General features: G+C 48.1%; 17 protein-coding genes and 1 tRNA gene. All 18 read right to left on the reverse strand.

The annotated features are described in order from the left end of the window. Positions 1–2: 2 nt before the first annotated feature. A complete protein-coding gene (locus AC2YIT_RS26310) occupies positions 3–2,525 on the reverse strand; it encodes a glycosyl hydrolase (protein ID WP_487281184.1) in 2,523 nt (840 codons plus the stop codon). A gap of 132 nt (positions 2,526–2,657) precedes the next feature. After that, entirely contained in the window at positions 2,658–2,939 is a 282-nt protein-coding gene (locus tag AC2YIT_RS26315) for a hypothetical protein (RefSeq protein WP_430849986.1), read from the reverse strand. Next, on the reverse strand, positions 2,936–3,475 hold the full coding sequence (locus tag AC2YIT_RS26320; RefSeq protein ID WP_430849988.1) for a DUF420 domain-containing protein: 540 nt from the start codon (positions 3,473–3,475) through the stop codon (positions 2,936–2,938). Before AC2YIT_RS26320 ends, AC2YIT_RS26315 begins: the two co-directional genes overlap by 4 nt. Positions 3,476–3,481: 6 nt before the next feature. Continuing rightward, the gene (locus AC2YIT_RS26325) at positions 3,482–4,078 is read right to left on the reverse strand and encodes a hypothetical protein (protein ID WP_487281185.1); all 597 of its coding nucleotides are present in this window, start codon (positions 4,076–4,078) and stop codon (positions 3,482–3,484) included. Positions 4,079–4,087: 9 nt separating this feature from the next. Next, entirely contained in the window at positions 4,088–4,423 is a 336-nt protein-coding gene (locus tag AC2YIT_RS26330; protein ID WP_430849992.1) for a cytochrome C oxidase subunit IV family protein, read from the reverse strand. Between the two features lie 31 nt (positions 4,424–4,454). Further along, positions 4,455–5,225, reverse strand: coding sequence for a cytochrome c oxidase subunit 3 (locus tag AC2YIT_RS26335; protein ID WP_106595602.1), 771 nt, complete (start codon positions 5,223–5,225; stop codon positions 4,455–4,457). Positions 5,226–5,238: 13 nt separating this feature from the next. Further along, complete coding sequence (locus AC2YIT_RS26340) at positions 5,239–5,826, reverse strand: cytochrome c oxidase subunit 3 (protein ID WP_430849996.1); 588 nt, start codon at positions 5,824–5,826, stop codon at positions 5,239–5,241. Between the two features lie 17 nt (positions 5,827–5,843). Continuing rightward, a complete protein-coding gene (gene cyoE / locus AC2YIT_RS26345; RefSeq protein WP_430849998.1) occupies positions 5,844–6,737 on the reverse strand; it encodes a heme o synthase in 894 nt (297 codons plus the stop codon). A 20-nt stretch (positions 6,738–6,757) separates the two neighbouring features. Next, positions 6,758–7,786 carry a COX15/CtaA family protein gene (locus AC2YIT_RS26350; RefSeq protein ID WP_487281186.1) on the reverse strand — a complete coding sequence of 343 codons (1,029 nt, stop codon included), beginning with the start codon at positions 7,784–7,786 and terminating at the stop codon, positions 6,758–6,760. Beyond that, positions 7,761–9,644 (reverse strand): cytochrome c oxidase subunit I, encoded by a 1,884-nt coding sequence (locus AC2YIT_RS26355; protein ID WP_430850002.1) that lies wholly within the window; start codon positions 9,642–9,644, stop codon positions 7,761–7,763. The genes AC2YIT_RS26350 and AC2YIT_RS26355 overlap by 26 nt, the downstream gene beginning before the upstream one ends. A gap of 29 nt (positions 9,645–9,673) precedes the next feature. After that, the gene (locus tag AC2YIT_RS26360; protein ID WP_487281187.1) at positions 9,674–10,783 is read right to left on the reverse strand and encodes a cytochrome c oxidase subunit II; all 1,110 of its coding nucleotides are present in this window, start codon (positions 10,781–10,783) and stop codon (positions 9,674–9,676) included. A gap of 21 nt (positions 10,784–10,804) precedes the next feature. Next, positions 10,805–12,181, reverse strand: coding sequence for a quinol:cytochrome C oxidoreductase (locus tag AC2YIT_RS26365; protein ID WP_430850006.1), 1,377 nt, complete (start codon positions 12,179–12,181; stop codon positions 10,805–10,807). Between the two features lie 34 nt (positions 12,182–12,215). Then, complete coding sequence (locus AC2YIT_RS26370; protein WP_430850008.1) at positions 12,216–12,839, reverse strand: c-type cytochrome; 624 nt, start codon at positions 12,837–12,839, stop codon at positions 12,216–12,218. Next, positions 12,839–13,369: a DUF3341 domain-containing protein gene (locus tag AC2YIT_RS26375; RefSeq protein WP_309988175.1), complete on the reverse strand. Its 531-nt coding sequence runs from the start codon at positions 13,367–13,369 to the stop codon at positions 12,839–12,841. The genes AC2YIT_RS26370 and AC2YIT_RS26375 overlap by 1 nt, the downstream gene beginning before the upstream one ends. 48 nt (positions 13,370–13,417) lie before the next feature. After that, positions 13,418–14,851 (reverse strand): NrfD/PsrC family molybdoenzyme membrane anchor subunit, encoded by a 1,434-nt coding sequence (gene nrfD / locus AC2YIT_RS26380; protein ID WP_430850011.1) that lies wholly within the window; start codon positions 14,849–14,851, stop codon positions 13,418–13,420. Between the two features lie 51 nt (positions 14,852–14,902). After that, complete coding sequence (locus AC2YIT_RS26385) at positions 14,903–18,001, reverse strand: TAT-variant-translocated molybdopterin oxidoreductase (RefSeq protein ID WP_487281188.1); 3,099 nt, start codon at positions 17,999–18,001, stop codon at positions 14,903–14,905. Positions 18,002–18,046: 45 nt separating this feature from the next. Further along, positions 18,047–19,318: a c-type cytochrome gene (locus AC2YIT_RS26390; RefSeq protein WP_487281189.1), complete on the reverse strand. Its 1,272-nt coding sequence runs from the start codon at positions 19,316–19,318 to the stop codon at positions 18,047–18,049. A 294-nt stretch (positions 19,319–19,612) separates the two neighbouring features. Further along, a tRNA-Cys gene (locus tag AC2YIT_RS26395) sits at positions 19,613–19,683 on the reverse strand. Between the last annotated feature and the right edge of the window lie 82 nt (positions 19,684–19,765).

Genomic DNA, 19,765 nt, shown 5'->3' on the forward strand with positions numbered 1-19,765 from the left:
CGTTAGTAAAGCAGCTTCACCGGCCCAAGCAAGCCAGAGGGCATCGGCTGCCATCGGGTAGCATCAAATTTTTTGTACGTGATATCGACTATATTAATATCATAGAATTTCTTCCAGTCGGGCTGCTGCTGGTCGCGGAGGCGCATGTAGTTGGCCGAAAGGTTGGTTACTTCAATTTCAAGGACGTTACCTTTCGACTTCAATGCATTTCCCACAGGGAGTATGAATGGTATGTGCCATGCGACGCCGAGATCCTTCCCGTTCAGCTTCACGCTTGCAACCTCGCGCACGTCTCCCAAATCCAGTGCCGCATTTGCATAAGTTGCCGCCGGGCCCGGCAAGTCGAAAGTAATGCGATAGCGCGCTTTGCCTGAGAAGTAGGCCGCAGAATCCGGTAACGTCGTCCAGGAAGTCAGTTCCGTTAATTGCGCAGGAGCAGGCAACTTGGGTTTACCATTTAAAAAAGCGAGCTCCCATTCACCTTTAATGTCGAAATGCTTGCCTGAGCTGCTCACTACCGGCGCGTCGCGACCGTCTGCGGATGTCGTCAAAAAGCATGATTCTCCCGGCAAGAGGCGCAGGAAAATCTCCTCGCTTCCTTTGGAGCCGCGCGTTTTAAGCGTTGATACACCACTGAGCGGATCTGATTGGAAGAATTGTCCCCCTTTCCCGACCTTTACCCAGCCCTCGGAGAATGTATTGCCGAGGTTCGCCACGAAATAAAGTGGTATCCCTTCGCCTTGTTTCTTGCGGATAAAAGTCAGTCCCTTCCCGGCCAGCTGCTCCTGCACAACTCCATTCGCGGCAAGGTCCGCATGAAGGTCCATAGAAACTTTCACGTTTTTGAGTTTCGAAAGTCGTGTTAAAGCCTCGCTAAATGCCTGTTGGCGCCCGCCATGGTTTGTATTACCCGTCACCGTAGCAGGCAACTTTTGATCAAAAACGATTTTAGCACCGGCACTAGCCAGGCGTTGCAACTCTTTCAAAGTCTCTTCGGGCAAATAGGTTGTCGACGGAATGAGCAAAGTCTTGTAAGTCGCATTCCCCGAATTCAAAACACCGTTCGCCTCCACCGTAAATTTCTTCAATTGCAAATCCGACACAAAATCGAATGCATAACCTTCCTTCCAAAGCCTTTCCGACAGCTTTCCAAAGGGCAGATCCAGTAACCAGCGATCCACGTGATGTACTTCGAGCAGATGCACGCCACCTCCCGATTTAGCTTTGGTAGCCCATAAATCGTGAATCGGAAAGTAGACCAGCACATCGTTATCCGGCTTACTGTTCTGCAAGAGACGTTGACATAGGTCTACATACCGGTTCAGCAGCGGGAGATGTTCGGCGAAATGGGATGTTTTGCCAAAATTGGTAGAGGCATAAAACAGCCAGCCGGGAAAGCCTTCCCTTTCTGGCGAATAGGTAGTGCCATGATAAAAAACGTGGTTAATACCCGCCGTAAAAAGCTCATCGATTTGCGGCTTGATTTGAGACAATGAAACCTTGAAGTGGTTCGCGAGCCAGGTACCGGTCTCAGAACTTACCAATTTCTTTCCAGACAAATTTGCGGCAGAAGAAGCGAATTTCATCGCCAGCGGATTCGGCGTTCCGAACTGATCAATCGAATAATCCGGATCCACGCGCAGGCCGGGAATATTAAAACGACTTGTGCCAAATGATTCCGTTTCCGGGATATCCGCAACCTCGTAAAGGTCAAGCAGGTTACCGGGCGATCCGTGCGCCTGGTAGCGCGTCACGAATCCGTGTGCGCGACTCCAATCCGTCCAGGGCTTTGCATACCGTTCCAGCAGTAACTCGGCCAATGTCTGGTGATAATCTATTTTGACTAATGTAGCCTCTGCATTTCCGGTCGAGTCGTTCAATAATGGCAGCTTTCCTAGCAGGTCATATTTCCGGCGGGATTGAAATTCTTTTGCAAAATCCTTCGTCCAGTTGGCGCTATACGCTTCATAGGAGTCATTATACATAGCCCTTGGCTTCGCGGAAGCCTTACTGAATGCTGAATCAAACCGGGAGAGATATTGCGACATTCCATCGGCATTGAATGGATCCAAAACCAATCCTTCCCCACCGGGAGCAGCCCGCTTCACCTTCTGCCCTGTTGGTTTTACCACAGGTTTCCCATCCACGACAGTCATGTTTTGTGCAGCAGTTACGGCAGTCACATTCGGACCGCCAAACGGCCAGCCGGTACCTGTGGTCATGTCCACCCCTAATCCAAGGCGCTTGCCTTCGCTCACGGTATGCTGCATTACTTCCAGCCATTGATTTCCCAGAAATGGAAGTGCGGCTTTTTCATATCCCTTCACCCCATAAATCGGAATAATGTGCACGCCGCCAAGCCCCGATTTGCTGAAATATTCCAGCTGAGCCGTTATATCCGCCTTGGTAACTGCACTACCCATCCACCACCAGTACGTCCAGGGTTTGGAGGTCGACAATTTTTGGGCATTGCTCTGGGCAAACTGGGCGAATATCAGAAGGGCCGCGAGTAGAATCCGGAGCATAACAGGACGATGTTTTTCTTTAAAGACGCGCAATGCATTATCTACGCCACTACAAAGGAATATTTTGTAAAACACAACGCACAAAAAAAGGCAGAACCGCGCGGCCCTGCCTTTGAATATCTTCTTTGCAAATCAGTTCTCGTATGCAGAACGCACGCGTGCCGCTACGAACTGGCGCTCGGCTTGTGCCCGCTTGGAATTGCGGTACCAAAGGTAACCGATCACCGCGACGAGGATGTAGGGGATCACAAAGAGGAACATAATACCCGTGTTCAATCCGACACCTACATTGTTGCGCCCGTTACCCATCGAGCTTTCTACGGATCCGCGGCACATCGCGCATTGCGCAAAGGTGCCCGCGCTGTTCAGAACGAACATGATCACCAATCCGGATATTGCCAAAAACTTTTTCATACGTAATAAGGACTAATCATCAAGTAAACGATTACACCGGTAACACTCACATAAAGCCAGATCGGCATGGCCCATTTCACCGCCTTCCGGTGTTCGGCGATTTGATTGGTATATCCGAAATACACCGCTCGTAATACAAACCAAACGACTCCGATCGACAACACAATATGCGAGATCAGCAAAAAGTAATAAACAGGTCGGATAAATCCCGTCCCGCCGAACGGAGTCGCCTCATTGGAAATGTGATAAAGCACATAACATACCAGAAACACCGAACCAAGCGCGAATGCTGCCGTCATCGTCTGCCGGTGTGCCATTACATTCTTTTGCTTGATAAAGTAATAACCCATGATGAGCAACATAGCCGTCAGGGTGTTAATTACGCCAATCACGTGCGGGAGCACCTTCGTCCACGCGCCGAGGTCAATCTTCTGCCGGATTCCCAGCAGCAATGCAACCACCACCGGAATGACGACTGCCAGAATATTAATGATACGCTCGTACTTCGGTTTTCTTTCGATTGTTAATGTAGCCATACTCACTTATTTCTCATTCTTTTTTTCATAATCGAGGATCTTGATCTCGGCCATCAGCCGGTCGGTCTCCTCTCCATCTCCGGCTTTATAAAAGCCTCTCACGTGCTTGTTACGGTCAATCAGCACAAGCTGACCTGCCCGTCCATTCAGGGCGTCGCTTCCCTTGGCTGCATCTGTCAGTTCTTTTAAAAAACAGTTTGCAATCGTCACACTATCCGCCTTTACCGATTGCCACCCTCCGCGTCTCACAGTATCGGTCGCAATCACCAACACTTGCAATTCCGGGATCGCAGCTTTCAATGCGACAATGCGGGCTATTTCATCGACCGCCCTATCACAAGGCTCTCCGCATTCCGAGGGCATTCGGCTTACGATGGTCAATCTTCCGTCCAGGTTTACACCACCGAACACGCCGCAATCCGCCGAAACCTGATGAAACACCGTATCGCCATTTTGCACGACGATCGAGCCGCTACCATCCTTTTCCGCCACGAAGTATGGCAGGCCGTAATGGTTCGTCCCGAACAGTTTCAGTAAAGCAAAAATCAAAGCCGGTATTACTAACGTGACGATCAGTAATCCGGCTTTGGGGAATTTCTTCATTCTATTTTACTATCCAAAAATCGCTTCGAAAATCGCATTTCCTTCAAGCAGGAGTGCCAGGATCAACCAGGCGACGAATATAACCGGCACGAGTATCGACCAGATCAGCGTTTTTGTTTCATGTTTCAAGTGCATGAATTCCCCCACGATATAGAATGCTTTCACGATCGTCATGACGATAAAGATCGAAACTTTGAGCACGCCATGGGGAACTGTAAATGCGATCAAGAACTCGAGAGAGGTGATGATCAAGAGAATCCAAAACGTTTTCCAGATTGCTTTACGCTGCTCTGCTCCTGCTTCGGGATCCTGGTTATGTACGTGGTGATGATGTACTTCCGCCATTTTACTTCAATTTTAAATATTGTCCTATAAATTAAACTAGGTAGAAGAATGTAAATACAAACACCCAAACCAGATCCACAAAGTGCCAGTAAAGACCTACTTTCTCAACCATTTCGTAGCTACCTCTCTTATCGTAGAAACCTGTCGCGGCACGGAAGAAGATCAGGATATTCAGGATCACACCCGAGAATACGTGCGTTCCGTGGAAACCGGTGATGAAGAAGAAAAAGTCGGCAAATGCAGGAGGGCCGTATTGGTTCTCCGTCAGGTTAGCACCGAAAATGGTTTTCTCAACCCAGGTACCGTTTTCGATCACTTTCATCACGGTACCTGCATCGGTTCCGTGGATGAAGTGGCTCCATTCCCAAGCCTGGCAACCAAGGAAGGTAAAACCGCCGAGAATTGTCCAAAGCATATATTTCTCAACATTCGCACGGTCCATGCGGTGACCGGCCTCTACTGCAAGTACCATTGTAACGGAGCTCGCGATGAGGATGAATGTCATGATTCCAACGAATACCAGCGGCAGCGAAACACCGTGCAGGAATGGTACCGCTTCGTAAACCCTTTCAGGTACCGGCCAGTACATGTTGGAGAAGGTGAAATCTTCGTGTTTTCCGGTGAATGCAGGGAAACTAAACCGGGCTGTACCATATGCCACCAGCAAGGCAGAGAAAGTAAAGGTATCCGAGATGAGGAAGAACCACATCATCAGTTTACCGTAACTTGCTTTCATAGGCTCAATACCCCCCAACCACATTTTGGGTTCTACCGCGCCGGGTGTTGTTACATGTGCCGCCATTGATAAAAAATTATTAATTAAAGGTCAATAAAAAAACAAAAAGGTATAACCAGAGTATATCCAAAAAGTGCCAGTAAGTAGCACTGATCTGAATTCTTCTCAGATTTTTGGAATGCATGTTCAACTTAAATGCTGAAATCAATGCGAATACCAAAACAATCAAGCCGGTAATGATGTGGAAGCCGTGAAGCCCGGTGAACACGTAAAAGAACGAGCCGGACGGGTTTCCTACAAAATAGACATTCATCGCCACCAGCTCTTTCCAGCCCTGAAATTGCATATAAAGGAAGATCAGGCCGAGTACAAAAGTAATAGAAATTGCTATTTTCAATTGTTGGAACTGATCTTTTTTTGCCGAAAAATAGGCCCATTGCATCGCTACACTGCTCATTATGAGCACCACCGTGCTATACCAGAATATCTTCGGCATTTCAAATTCGAGCCAGTTACCTTCTGCGCGACGCACGAGGTAGGCGCTGCTCTGAGAGGCGAAAAGCATGATGATCGTTACGAGGAACAGCCATAGAATAAACTTCTTCGGGTCCATCGCCAACGTTTCCTGCGGCTCTCTTTCCAATTTATATTGCTGAACGTTTTCCATTTTCTCTCAATTCGATATCACAATTTATCCAACAAAAAAGCAATCTGTACGATAGGCAGGTAAATGAACGATCCGAACATCAGTTGCTTCGCCGTCTTGTCCGTACACGTGCGCATGAGGTGGAACGTCTGCGCGAGGAACAATACCCCGAAAACCGTCGCAATGAATGCGGAATTAATACCCGTCATTCCCAGTTCGTACGGTAACCAGCCGATAGGAAGCAGGAACAGCGTATAGATCATAATTTGCAAAGTCGTATCAGAGTCTTTCAAACCATTGGCGGGCAACAATTTGAAACCTGCTCTTTTGTAATCTTCGTCCAGCACCCATGCAATGGCCCAGAAATGCGGGAATTGCCAGAAGAACTGGATCGCAAACAGGATACCGGGTTCCAAACCAAAATGGTTGGTTGCCGCAACCCAACCGATCATCGGAGGAAATGCCCCCGGGAATGCCCCCACGAACACCGCAATCGGACCGACGCGCTTCAACGGCGTGTAAACGAAGCCGTAAAGCACCAGCGACAGCAGGGAAATAAGCCCCGTTGTCAGGTTAAATACCATCACAAATATCACCAGCGAAGCTACACCGAGGATCACCGCCCAGATAGCAGCTTGCTCCACGGTAATTCTTCCACTTGGCAACGGCCGTGAAGCCGTTCTTTTCATCATTTTATCCAGATCCTTTTCCAAAATCTGGTTGATAATATTCGCAGCACCGGTAATACCGATCGACGCTAACACAAAAAGTATGAGGTCACCGGTTTTAACATCCCGCGAACCCAGGCAATATCCCATAGCCCCGGAGAACGCAATCAACGACGCTAACCGGAATTTGAGTAATTCAAATAAAACCCCTAATCTCTCTCTGATCTTCCCAACCCCGCTTGCACTTTCCTCTACTGAAATCATTATTACAGAAATTGAAAATTCTAAAACTGGCTACCAGCCGTCGCGGCCACGCCTTCATATTTCAAATACTTCTTACCATTCACAACCAGCCATACGATAAACTGCAAGCCGATTAAAAGGATGGCGAACGTAAGGTGAACAGGCTGTGCAAATGCGGGAACCCCGAAATATGCCATGATTACACCCGTTGCGATCTCCGCTATCAATATCCAGAAGCAGGCTTTGGCGATTTTACCCGCTACCGTCCCCTGGTTTCCGGTTTTCAAAACTTTGTTGATCCAGATTGCATTCACAACAAAGACCAGAATTGAAAATGACCGGTGTATGTAAAAATTAGCGCCTAATTCATCGATCCATTGTGACCGCGCTCCGTAACCGAGTCGCATGATCACCACATCCATCGCTTCACGAACTTGCGTCCCGAGCAGAATCTGGAACAACGAAAGTGCCATTACTGCGATACCAATTCCGCTGAGCACTTTCTCGCTGCCTTCACGCAACGTAAGCACCCTTTCGACATAGCCGGCCCACGTAAACACGTACAGCACGATGAAAATGATCACTATGGCAAGTAGCATGTGTACCGTGACGATCAGCGGGTGCAACTCGAAAGAAACTACTTTCGCACCGAGCCAGCCTTGAAAGCCCGTCAACAGGAAAGCTGCGAGGCTCCAAAAGAATATTTGCTTGTTTCCCGATTTAAGAAAAGGAATGGAGGCCAGCAGCATCAGAAAAATGATGACACCTGTGAGCGCTCCTACAAGCCTGTTTACGTACTCTGTCCAGGTTTTCGTCGCATTAAACTCGACTTCTCCTTTCAGCTTCGCACCGTAAATCTCCTTGTAATTGGGAGGAAGTTGTGATGCTTCGGTAGGAGGGACCCATCTGCCGAAGCATTTAGGCCAGTCGGGACAGCCCATTCCTGAGCCTGTGCTTCTCACGACGCCGCCTGCTATTACTACCAGATACAGCGAAATGAGTGTATTTAAAGCGAATCGCCGGAACCGGCGATTCGCTTTAAGATCAATGATGTGTTTTGAACTGGTCATTGAAGTTTTGTGACTCAATCACCTTTTCGGTCGCGATCAGCTCATTCTCATGAGGGAAGTTCGATTCAGGTGTTTGAGAATACGGGATGTTCTGAGGAATGAAGTCCTCTTTCGCACCCGGTTTGCTGTAATCATATGACCAACGATATACCGCAGGAATTTCGCCTTCCCAGTTTCCGTGACCCGGAATAATAGGAGCGGTCCATTCGAGCGTGTTTGAACGCCATGGGTTTTGCGGAGCTCTTCTTCCTTTGAAAATGCTGTAAAAAAAGTTCCAGAGGAACACAAACTGCGCAAGGAACGTGAATATCGCCGCAATAGAGATAAACATGTTCATATCCATGAACTTATGCGTAAAGTCGTAGCTGGTGAACTGGTAATAACGACGAGGGAAGCCCGCGATACCTACGTAGTGCATTGGAATAAACACCAGGTAAATTCCGATGAACGTCAACCAGAAGTGAACCTGGCCCAACGAGGTGTTCATCATACGGCCGAACATTTTAGGGAACCAGTGGTAAACCCCTGCGAAAAGACCGAATGCCGATGCAGCACCCATTACCAGGTGGAAGTGCGCTACTACGAAGTAAGTATCGTGCAACTGAATATCCAATGCGCTGTTACCCAGAATGATACCAGTCAAACCACCTGATACGAACAAGGAAACCAGACCGATTGAGAACAACATACCCGGAGTAAAAACGATGTTACCTTTCCAGAGTGTTGTAATGTAGTTAAAACCTTTCACAGCAGAAGGTACCGCGATAATCAATGTCAGGAACATGAAGACCGATCCGAGGAATGGATTCATACCTGTTACGAACATGTGGTGCGCCCATACGATAAATGCAAGGAATGCGATACCGAGCATGGATGCGATCATCGCACGGTAACCGAAGATCGGCTTGCGTGAGTTCGTCGCGATCACTTCGGATGTAATACCCAAAGCCGGAAGCAATACGATATATACTTCGGGGTGACCAAGGAACCAGAACAAGTGCTGGAACAAGATCGGGCTACCACCCACGTTTGGCAGCGCTTCACCATTGATGTAAATGTCGGAAAGATAGAAGCTGGTACCGAAATGACGGTCGAAGATCAGCAGCAATACGGATGAAAGCAATACAGGGAAGGAAATCAGACCCAGCACCGCAGTGATCAGGAATGACCAGATCGTCAGAGGCAGGCGATCGAAAGACATACCTCTTGTACGCAGGTTAATGACAGTAGTAATGTAGTTGATACCACCCAACAACTGGGAAACAATAAAGAGCGCCATACTAGCCAACCACAACGTCATACCCATGCCCGAGCCTGGGTGCGCCTGTGGCAATGCGCTCAATGGAGGGTAAATTACCCAGCCACCTGCCGCAGGTCCTTGTTGCAGGAACAACGAAGCGAACATGATAATGCTGGCCAGGAAGAAGAACCAGTAAGACAGCATGTTCATGAAACCCGACGCCATGTCACGCGCTCCGATTTGAAGCGGGATAAGGAAGTTACTGAAAGTACCGCTCAGACCGGCCGTCAATACAAAGAACACCATGATGGTACCGTGCATTGTAACCAAAGCCAGATAGAAGTTCGGGTCCAGCTTACCTGCGTCGCTGATCCAGCCACCAAGGACAGGCTTCAACCATGACAGGTTAGAATCGGGTAAACCGAGCTGGATACGGAAGATCACCGACATGGTAATCCCGATAACAGCCCACAAAATACCCGTGATCAGATACTGTTTGGCAATTACCTTGTGATCTTCACAAAATATATATTTCTGCCAAAAGCTTTGTGCTTCGTGGTGGTGGTCATGCTCGTCTGCGTGGTGGTGAGCTGTTTCCAATCCTTCAATAGCTGACATATACTTTTATTGTATTTTAATTAATAGAATTATCGTAGACTAGTACTTGCTCCGGCACCGCCAGCTGATGTTGCTGAGCTGTCAGCAGCAGGAGCAGCTGCTTCGGCAGGCACATACTTCATCGCCTTTGCTTTCAGGTTCTCAGGAACTTTTGCAAGATACTCTGGGTAGGTCGACAGGAAAGTAGCCTGTTCTGAAACCCATTTTTTGTATGTAGCCTCGTCGTCTACGATCAATCTCATCTTCATTGAAAAGTGACCTTGTCCACATACCTCCGTACAAGCAATCTCGTAGTCAAATTTCGGGTTGCCGGTTTCAGCACGCATATCGGCTGTCGTTTTGTCCGGTACAAACCAGAATTTGGTCGGCATACCTGGAACCGCATCCATTTTCACTCGCATGTGAGGAATGAATACGCTGTGCAACACGTCACGAGCGCGGATTTTCAACAGTACCGGACGGCCTACGGGAATGTGCATTTCAGAAGGGTTCGTAAAGTCGTCGAAAGAGTTTTCGTCTGACAAGTCGATACCCACTTCGTTTTGTGCGTCAATCAGTTTGTAGTTATAATCACCGAGCTTGTTATTATCAACGCCGCCATAACGGGCAATCCAGTTAAACTGCTTGCCAGTAATCTCAATCACTTCTGCATCCCGTGGCGCTTCTGCAGTGATATCCGACCATGCTTTCCAGCCTGTGAATACCAGCAATGCCATCACAATAGCAGGGATGATAGTCCAGATCAATTCCAGCTTGTGGTTTTCGGGATAGAATGTAGCTCTGTGTCCCTTTTTATGCTGGTATTTCCAGGCAAAGAAGAATACAAGGAAGTTTACAATGATGAAAGGAATGGTAAGGATTCCCATCGAGAACCAGAACAGGTCGTCGGTTCTTCTTCCATGAATAGAAGACGCCTCAGGAAGGAAAAATTCACGTGCATGCAGGTATGACCATGTGATAGAAATAGCTCCACCAATCAGGATCACAATAAACATGGCACCATTGAATTTATTACCAGATGTTTCAACCTCTTCCGAATCGGTTTTGTTGATACTCTTCAGAACACCCTGCAGCCTGGATATTACAACCCCGGTGAGGACAATAAATACAAGAGCAACTAATGCGATAATAATATACATGATGATTTACTGGTTTTGCAATTAGGCGATATCGTGATGCAGAGACTCCTCCAACATCGGGTGATTTCTCGGGATCAGATTTGCCTTGGTCAACTGGTTTGCGATTGAATATGCAAAGGCACAAAGGAAGATCAGGAAAAAGCCCCACTCCAAAGGTCCAAGCGAAGCGCTAGCACCAACCGTTCCCGGCATAATGTTCGTGTAGAAATCGAACCAGTGTCCGACGATTACACTCCAGCAAGCCACTTTCAAAATCGAATGCGTACCCTTCGCGTCGCGGGTCATCAACACCAGGAAGGGGAAGAAGAAGTTCATGAACAACGTGATGAAGAAAGGCGCCTTGAAGAATCCTCCGTGTCCGCGGAAACGCTCGATGAAATAGATCGTTTCTTCCGGAAGGTTAGCATAGTAGATCAAAAGGAATTGTGCGAACCACACATATGTCCAGAAAATACTGAACGCAAATACAAACTTGCCAAGATCGCGCAGGTGACTGGTGTTAACCGCTCTCAGATAACCTCTTTCGCGAAGCATTACGATTGTCAGGGTGATCACCGCCAGACCGGCTACGTGCCAGCTGGCCAAAGTATACCAACCGAACATGGTGCTGAACCAGTGTGTGTCGATCGACATCACAAAATCCCAGGCAGATGTAGAAGATGTAACACCGAACACCACGAGGAACGCAGTTCCGATACGGATTGATTTTTCGTAGAACTCAGTTCCGCCGATTTCGTCTTCCTGCAGTGATAGGCTGCGGATCTTGTTCCACAGTAAATACCAGATTGCAAAATAAGCAACGAGACGAATCAGGAAGAAAGGCGTATTCAGATAGCCACGCTTACCAGCGATGATTTTATCATATTCAGGACCGCCTACTTCATAAAGCCCCTCGTGCGTCCAGTGGAACAGGTCATGTCCGCCGAGAAGGAAAGTAGCGATCAACACTACACCTGTTACGGGAAGAAATGCAGGCAACGCCTCAGGTACTCTTTTGAATACCGCCGACCAGCCAGCTTGTGCCAGGTAGTTATATGAAAGGAAGAACATCCCGATCACGGACATTCCGGTAAAATATACACCATTTACCCAAAGGTTAGCCCAAATGCGTGCCACCCAGCTTTTCGCGTGGTGACCGCCTTCCGCCGCAGCGCCGTGAGCGTCCGCGCCATGTGCCGCAGCCGCCGCTCCGTGCTCAGCCGCAGCATGACCTGCCGCCGCAGCATGTTCCGCTCCGTGCGCAGCCACTTCGTGACCACCACCGCCATTGGCTGCGAGGTATGCTCCTAATAGTACAAGAGCCAGTCCTACACCGCCACCAATGAGCAAACTTCTCTTAGCTCCCGATGTAAATTCAAACCGTTCTTCAATAGAAGGAATCGAATGTCCTGATGCCATTATTTAAAATATTTCTCTGTTTTCAAAATTGTACTTAAGCCCCTTTCTGCAATTTCTGTACGTAGTGTACGATCTTCCAGCGTTCCTCAGGGTTGATCTGGGATCCGTGAGGCCACATGCGCGCTTTCCCGTGTGTGATTACGTGGAAAATATGTCCTTCATTCAGGTTTTTGTAAGCATCGCTCGCATAGTTAGGAACACCTTTGTACATCGCTCCCACCTTTCCATCGCCGGCACCGGAAGCACCGTGGCAGTGCTGGCAGTATCTGTCATAAAGTACTTTTCCTTCCGCCAGCGTTTTCTCGTTCAGAGGAACTGGATTTTTAAGTACTTTTTCTGCAATCTCGATGCTATCAGCAGGAATGTTGTAAACCATGAGGTCAACAACCGCTGAATCCGATTCGCCGAATTTGGTATGATAGTTACGCCTCGCAACAGTACCAGCCACCGGCAAACGCATGGTCAATCCCTGTGGGTTGATCGGGTTCGCTTTTTCCTGCTTGTATGGTTCGTAACCTACCGGCAGGTACATGTTTGGTGCGTATTCCTTTCCGGGATTGTTGGGATCTTTTTTACAACCAGCAGCGGCAGTAAGCAATACGGCAGCAACCAATAGAGATCTATATAAACTTTTCAATTTCATTGCTTTAAACGCCATTAGAATTGCTTAATGTTGACTTCTTCCGCTCCGCTGTCTTTCAATGCTCTTGCTATTTCTTCCTCGCTCATTGAGTTCCTGCTCATTTCGATCGCCATGATAAACTTGTTATCGGTGGCGCGTACGTCAAACCGCGGGTGGAAATGCGTACCAGGTCCGAGGCCATTCGAAATCAAGAAGGTGATCACCATACCGAAGGCGGTGAAAAGTACCGTTCCTTCAAATGTAATGGGGATATAGTTAGGAATCGAGATCGGATCTTTGCCACCGATGATCATCGGCCAGTCAAATCCCATTGTCCAGATCATCAGCGTCAGCACGCAGCAGCACCCTGTCACTCCAAACATAAAGGCAGCGATACCGATACGTGTTCTTGGGTGACCCAGTGCTTCGTCCAGCCCGTGGATAGGGAATGGAGAGTATACTTCTTTGATTTTCACACCGGCCTTTCTCAGCTTGGGAACCGCGTGGAGAACAGTATCGTCATCGTCGTAAACTCCGACCAAATATTTACCAGATAATTCTGCCATACTATTACTTAATTATAATCTCTATAATTCGCTTTTACGCAATGCTTTTTATTCCTGATCCTTATTGTAAACCGGCTCGGCAGTTCCGCGCTGTCTTACTTTCGCCACTCCGGCGATTTTAGCAGGCAACTGCGCAGATGTCGAACGCAATACCGCTTTTACTTCCGCCATGTTTACTACCGGCAGGTACTTCGAGAACAGGAGGAACAATGTGAAGAACAAACCGAAGGAGAAAATGTAGTCCCCGATGTCGTACCGTGTTGGCGAGAACATTGTCCAGCTCGAAGGAACGTAGTCTCGGTGAAGGGAGGTTACGATAATTACGAAACGCTCGAACCACATACCGATGTTTACGATCACCGAGATGAAGAATGTAAACGAGATGCTACGGCGCAGTTTTCTGGACCAGAAAAGCTGTGGAGAGATTACGTTACAAGTCATCATCGCCCAGTATGCCCACCAGTAAGGACCGGTCATACGGTTGAAGAATGCGTAATATTCGTATTCAACACCTCCGTACCATGCAATAAAGAACTCAGTGATATAGGCCACACCTACGACAGAACCGGTAAGCGTGATTACCTTGTTCATGGTCTCGATGTGCTCCAACGTAATGTAGTCTTCCAATTTGTAAACCACACGGGTGATCAACATCAGGTTTTGAACCATCGCGAAGCCGGAGAAGATCGCACCCGCAACGAAGTACGGAGGGAAGATCGTCGTGTGCCATCCCGGGATGACCGAGGTAGCAAAGTCCATACTTACAATGGTGTGTACCGAAAGTACGAGTGGAGTAGAGAGACCCGCAAGGATCAAAGAAATGTATTCGTAACGCGCCCAGGTTTTAGCTGAACCGTCCCAGCCCATTGCAAATGTTCCGTACATGAATTTCGAAACTTTGCTTGTAGCGCGGTCGCGGATAGTAGCAAGGTCAGGAATAAGACCAATGTACCAGAATACTAACGATACGGAGAAATAAGTACTAATCGCGAATACGTCCCAAACGAGTGGTGAGTTGAAGTTAACCCAAAGTGAACCGAATGCGTTGGGTAATGGAAGCGCCCAGTAAGCCATCCACGGACGACCCATGTGCATCAAAATAAATGAAGCAGCACAAATAACGGCGAAGATAGTCATCGCTTCCGCTGCACGGTTGATGGAAGTTCTCCATTTCTGACGGAAGAGTAGGAGGATCGCGGAGATCAGCGTTCCCGCGTGACCGATACCTACCCACCATACGAAGTTGGTGATGTCCCAGGCCCAACCTACTGTTTTATTCAAACCCCAAACTCCGAGGCCTTCCCACCAGGTCCAGGCAAGACACACAGATCCATATGCCAGAACGATGAGCGAAAGTCCGAAAGCAATCTTCCATTCTTTCGTTGGAGTTGCCTCCACGTGACGACATATGTCTTCCGTTACGTCCGCGTACGTTTTCCCACCTTGGATCAGCGGTTCTCTTACAGGTGAAGTAACATGCATACTACTATTTATTTATAATGATTGGATCGTCAATAATTCTAAACTCTGATACTAAGCGTGCTCTTTCTCAACCTTCTCAGCTTTGGCAGCTGCTGCGTCCTTATTACGGATTTTGGTGAGGTAAGAGATTTGCGGGCGAACGTTGATTTCTTCCAGCATGTGGAATGCACGTCCTTCTCTTTCGACTTCGAGCAATTTCGAAATGCGGCTTTCAGGATCGTTCATATCTCCAAAAGTAATCGCGTCGGTTGGGCAAGAAGATGCACAAGCCACGTTTACTTCACCATCGACAATGCGTCTTCTTTCTTTCTTTGCAGTCAGCTTAGCTTCCTGGATTCTATGAACACACATCGAGCATTTCTCGATTACCCCTCTTGAACGCACCGTTACATCCGGGTTAATGACCATTTTACCAAGGTCATTGTTGAAGTTGTAATCGAAATTGTCGTTATCAAAATATTTGAACCAGTTGAAGCGACGTACTTTATATGGGCAGTTGTTTGCACAATATCTGGTACCTACGCAACGGTTGTAAGTCATTTGGTTCAAGCCCTCGGAGCTGTGGGTGGTAGCCAATACCGGACATACCGTCTCGCAGGGAGCATTGTTACAATGCTGGCAAAGCATCGGCTGGAATGTAACTTCCGGGTTTTCAGCAGCAATCTCCAATCCCCTAAGGTCTTCCACGTCTGCATCGCTGCTATAATAGCGGTCGATACGCAGCCAGTGCATTTCACGGGCATTGATGATCTCCTGACGGCCAACAACCGGAATGTTGTTCTCGTTCTGGCAACTGATCACGCAAGATCCGCAACCGAAGCAGGTGTTCAAGTCGATCACCATACCCCACGAGTGGTTTTTATATTTGTGACCGTTCCACAACGACAGGTCGGTTGCATCAACCTCTCCTTCCGAAGTCTGGATTTTCGGGACGAAACGTCCGGCCATCGGATCTTTCTGGAAATGAGCCAGTACGGTTTCTTGCAGAACCGACTTCCGGTTCATTACCGTGTTGTGCGTCTGAGTCTGAGCAATTTCGCGGGTTTCGCCTGTTTTTGAAACAGTTACCTCGCCCGGAGCGAAGTTCAGGAAGCCGTCGGTAAATGTTGCAAACGGGAATACATTTTTACCTACACCATTAGCAGATTTACCAGCTTTCTCACGGCCAAAACCGACAGCAACTGCAACGGTTCCTTGCGCAAGACCCGGCTGAATGATGACTGGCAATTCCACCGATTTACCTTTCACATCTACTTTCACTACATCACCCTGCGCAAGGCCAAGCTCTTTTGCAGTTTTTTGTGAAAGACCTGCGTGGTTATCCCAGCAAGCCTTTGTGATCGGATCAGGGTTTTCCTGCAACCATGGGTTGTTTGCAGCGAAACCGGTACCCATACCCACGTTTTCGAAGATAGCGAGTTCGAGACCTGATGACGATGCCTTGTATCTTTTGGCAATGCCGGCAGCAGCAGCAGCGAGATTTCCGGAGAATGTCGCACCCGCTCCGGTAGCAGCCGAAGCTACATCGAATACACCGTCGTGCAGGGATTTAACCCAGAATTTCTCGAAGTCACCACCTCCCGCTTGCGGGAAAATGTTCTTTCTCCAGTATGCTTTTACATACTCGTGGTAGTCAGCGGATGCCCCTGCCCATTTCAAAAGGGACGATTGCGCCTGGCGAGTGCTGAAAATCAGGCTGATCGCTGGCTGCATCAAGCTGTATGATCCTGCAACAGGCTCTGCATCACCCCATGATTCGAGGTAGTGCGGTGCAGGAAGGATGTATTTCAAAAGAGAAGATGTTTCATCAGCACGGTCGTTGAAAGACACGCTCAACGAAACCTGTGGCAATGCGGATGCCAATTCAGCTCCACGCGGGTGATCGTAAACCGGGTTAGCGCCCCACAAAATCAATGCAGAAACTTTACCGCCTTTGATCTCGTCGATCAGTTGGTTGGTAGCGATATCGTTACCCTGGCGGTAGTTTACGGGTTTGTCAAGGTTGATAGTAGAACCGTAGCTTCCCAGCAGGCTGTTCAGCGCATTCACTACCACTTGTACCGAAGGATCGTTCACACCTGAAACAACCAATGCCTGTCCTTTCGCCGCAACGAGGTCCGCAGCAGCTTTGTCCAGGTTGTCGATGTTTAATGCAGCCGTTGCAACAGGAGCACCGCCCAGCTTCGCTGCTACCTTGTTATATAGCGCAGCCGCAACCAGACCAATCTGCGAAGGTTTCACCGAAGTACGGTAATCCGCATTAGCTCCGGTTAGTGAAAGCGTCGATTCGAATTGGTACAAACGGGACATTTCCTTGTTACCTTCTTTTTCGCTGCTTACGCGACGGGTATCTGCGAATTGCTTAGAGAAAGTATCAGGAGCAAGCCATGTTCCGAGGAAATCGCCGTCGATCCCTACGATTACTTTCGCTTTGCTGAAATCGTAAGAAGGGATAACGGCTTTACCGAATGACAACTCATTACCTTTTACAATCGCGTAAGAAGAGTTGGCATCGTAAACCACGTGGGTAGTGGTTGGATATTTTGCAGTGAAGTCTGCGATTACCGCCTTGGTCGACGGACTTAGAATCGTTGAAGTAAGGATACGGATTGCTCCGCCTTTTGCTGCGATTTGTCCAAGCTGACCAGCGATCTCCTTGTCAACAGTTTCCCAGCTTACTTTGGTATCTTCTCCTTTTTTAGGACCTTTCAGTTTCTCATTGTCGTACAAGCCGAGCAATGAAGCGTGTGCGCGTGAGCTAACACCCCACGAAACTTTTGAAAGGGAATTGCTTTCTATTTTAATAGGTCGGCCCTCACGGGTTTTGACCAGGATACTCGCGTAATCTCCACCCTCTGCGTAAGTGGATGCATACCAGTTAGAGATAGTAGGGAATTCGCCCTCGGGCTTGTTTACGTAAGGGATAGCCTTTTTAACCGGTGCTTCGCAAGCTGCGAGAGATACGGCTGCCATTCCAAAACCCAGTACTTTAAGGAAATCACGACGGTGGGTTCCTACGCCATCCACCAGGCTTTCATACTGACTTTCGGTCGGTGCGCTTGGGAACTCAGAACTTGCATCTTTGACAAACTTTTCGTCATTCCTCAGCTCTTCAAGTCCCCGCCAGTATCTTTTATTAGTATTTTCCATAAAACTATTCAATACAATGAGTTGTATCCGGTATTAATTTCTTGATTAGTAGTGGCACTTAGAACATTCCAAACCACCAATATCCGCTACTTTCAAAGCCTCTTTGCTTTCAGAAGCGTGTAACTGTACCAGCTTATCGTAGTACTGATTGTCTTTGGTATTTACCTCAGTTTTACGGTGACAATCAATACACCATCCCATCGTCAGTGACGAACGTTGCTGTATTACTTCCATTTTCTCAACTTCGCCGTGGCAGTTCTGACATTCCAGCCCACCCACGTTTACGTGCTGTGCGTGGTTGAAGTAAGCTAGGTCGGGCAGGTTGTGAACGCGCACCCATTCGATAGGCTGGTTGTTCTCGATAGAAGTATAAATCTTTTGAATTTCAGGAGATTCCTTTTTGATAACACCGTGGCAGTTCATACAGATGTTAGCAGAAGGTATGTGTGCCGACTTACCGCGGTTAACGCCGGTGTGGCAGTAGTTACAGTCGATTTTGTACTCGCCTGCGTGCAATTTGTGAGAGAATGAAATAGGTTGCTTAGGCGCGTATCCCTGCTGAACGCCTACATTAAACGCGCCGTCCAAAGTAGATTTCAAAACGAGCAGGACGAAAATCCAGAGTGTTGCAGAGCGGATCGCAGGATCAACAGCGATTCTTTTCAGCAATCCGCCGAAACCTTCACCGACAGGAGCCTCAGTTTCAGCGCCCCCGCCTTTAACCGCCTTGGAAAGGAGCGATACGATTACAAGGAGAACGCCGAGCACCAGTACCATTACTACTACCAACGCAACCAGCACAATCACGAACAGATCCGAAGGAGCACCACCTTTGGCATCACCCGCAGCTGCTGCGCCGCCAGCAGGAGCAGCACCGGCCGCCGCAGCAGCAGGAGCAGCAGACGCCTGGTCTACATATGCAAAGATCGCTTTGATGTCATCATCCGAAAGGTTCGGAAAGCTCGTCATTTGAGCTTTCGAATACTCGTTGTAAATCTTGACAGCGTAAGCATCGCCGGAAGCGATCATCGCCGAAGAGTTACGTACCCATTTGGTGAGCCATGCAAAATCGTGGCGGGAGCTTGCCCCTTTCAAACCTGGACCCACTACACGTTCATCTGTCGGAGCGTGGCACTGGGCACAGTTGTTTTTGAAGATTGACTCACCTTTCGCAGCGTCGCCACCACCGGCAGGTGCAGCAGCGGTAGCCGTGCTGTCCTGAGCTGATACTAAAGTGGGTACGCTTAATAAGATAGCTAAGAGGATAGCTAAAAAGGTTTTTGAGTAATTAAAGAAGGAACAAAACTTAGCGTCCATTCGGAATGGTATATTCATAATCAACTATTCATTATTCTTCAACAGACAAAACTAGCTTACGATTTTTTATCCACAAAAGTATTTCAGGGATATTTTACCCCACCTTCTTATTTATAATTTGTCTAATTTGCTGGACTAAATTAACAGCAGTTACAAAATTGATAGAGGCTGATTTTCAGCACAGTAGCAAAAAAAATACCATTTGGAGCTCTTCTAAAAAGCTGTGTCCAAATGGTATTTTTCAGGCATTTAATTGTGTTCAGAATCTGGGGAAAATGACCACAATTCAAGGTGAGGTTCCGAGCGGATTCGAACCGCTGTACGAGGTTTTGCAGACCTCTGCCTAGCCACTCGGCCACGGAACCATTTTTGAAGATTAGCTGCCTGCGCGGGGCTGGCAGCTAATCCGGGTGCAAAAGTATTAAAAAATTCTTCTACACCATATTT

It is taken from the genome of Dyadobacter sp. SRI_021, from assembly GCF_057586235.1.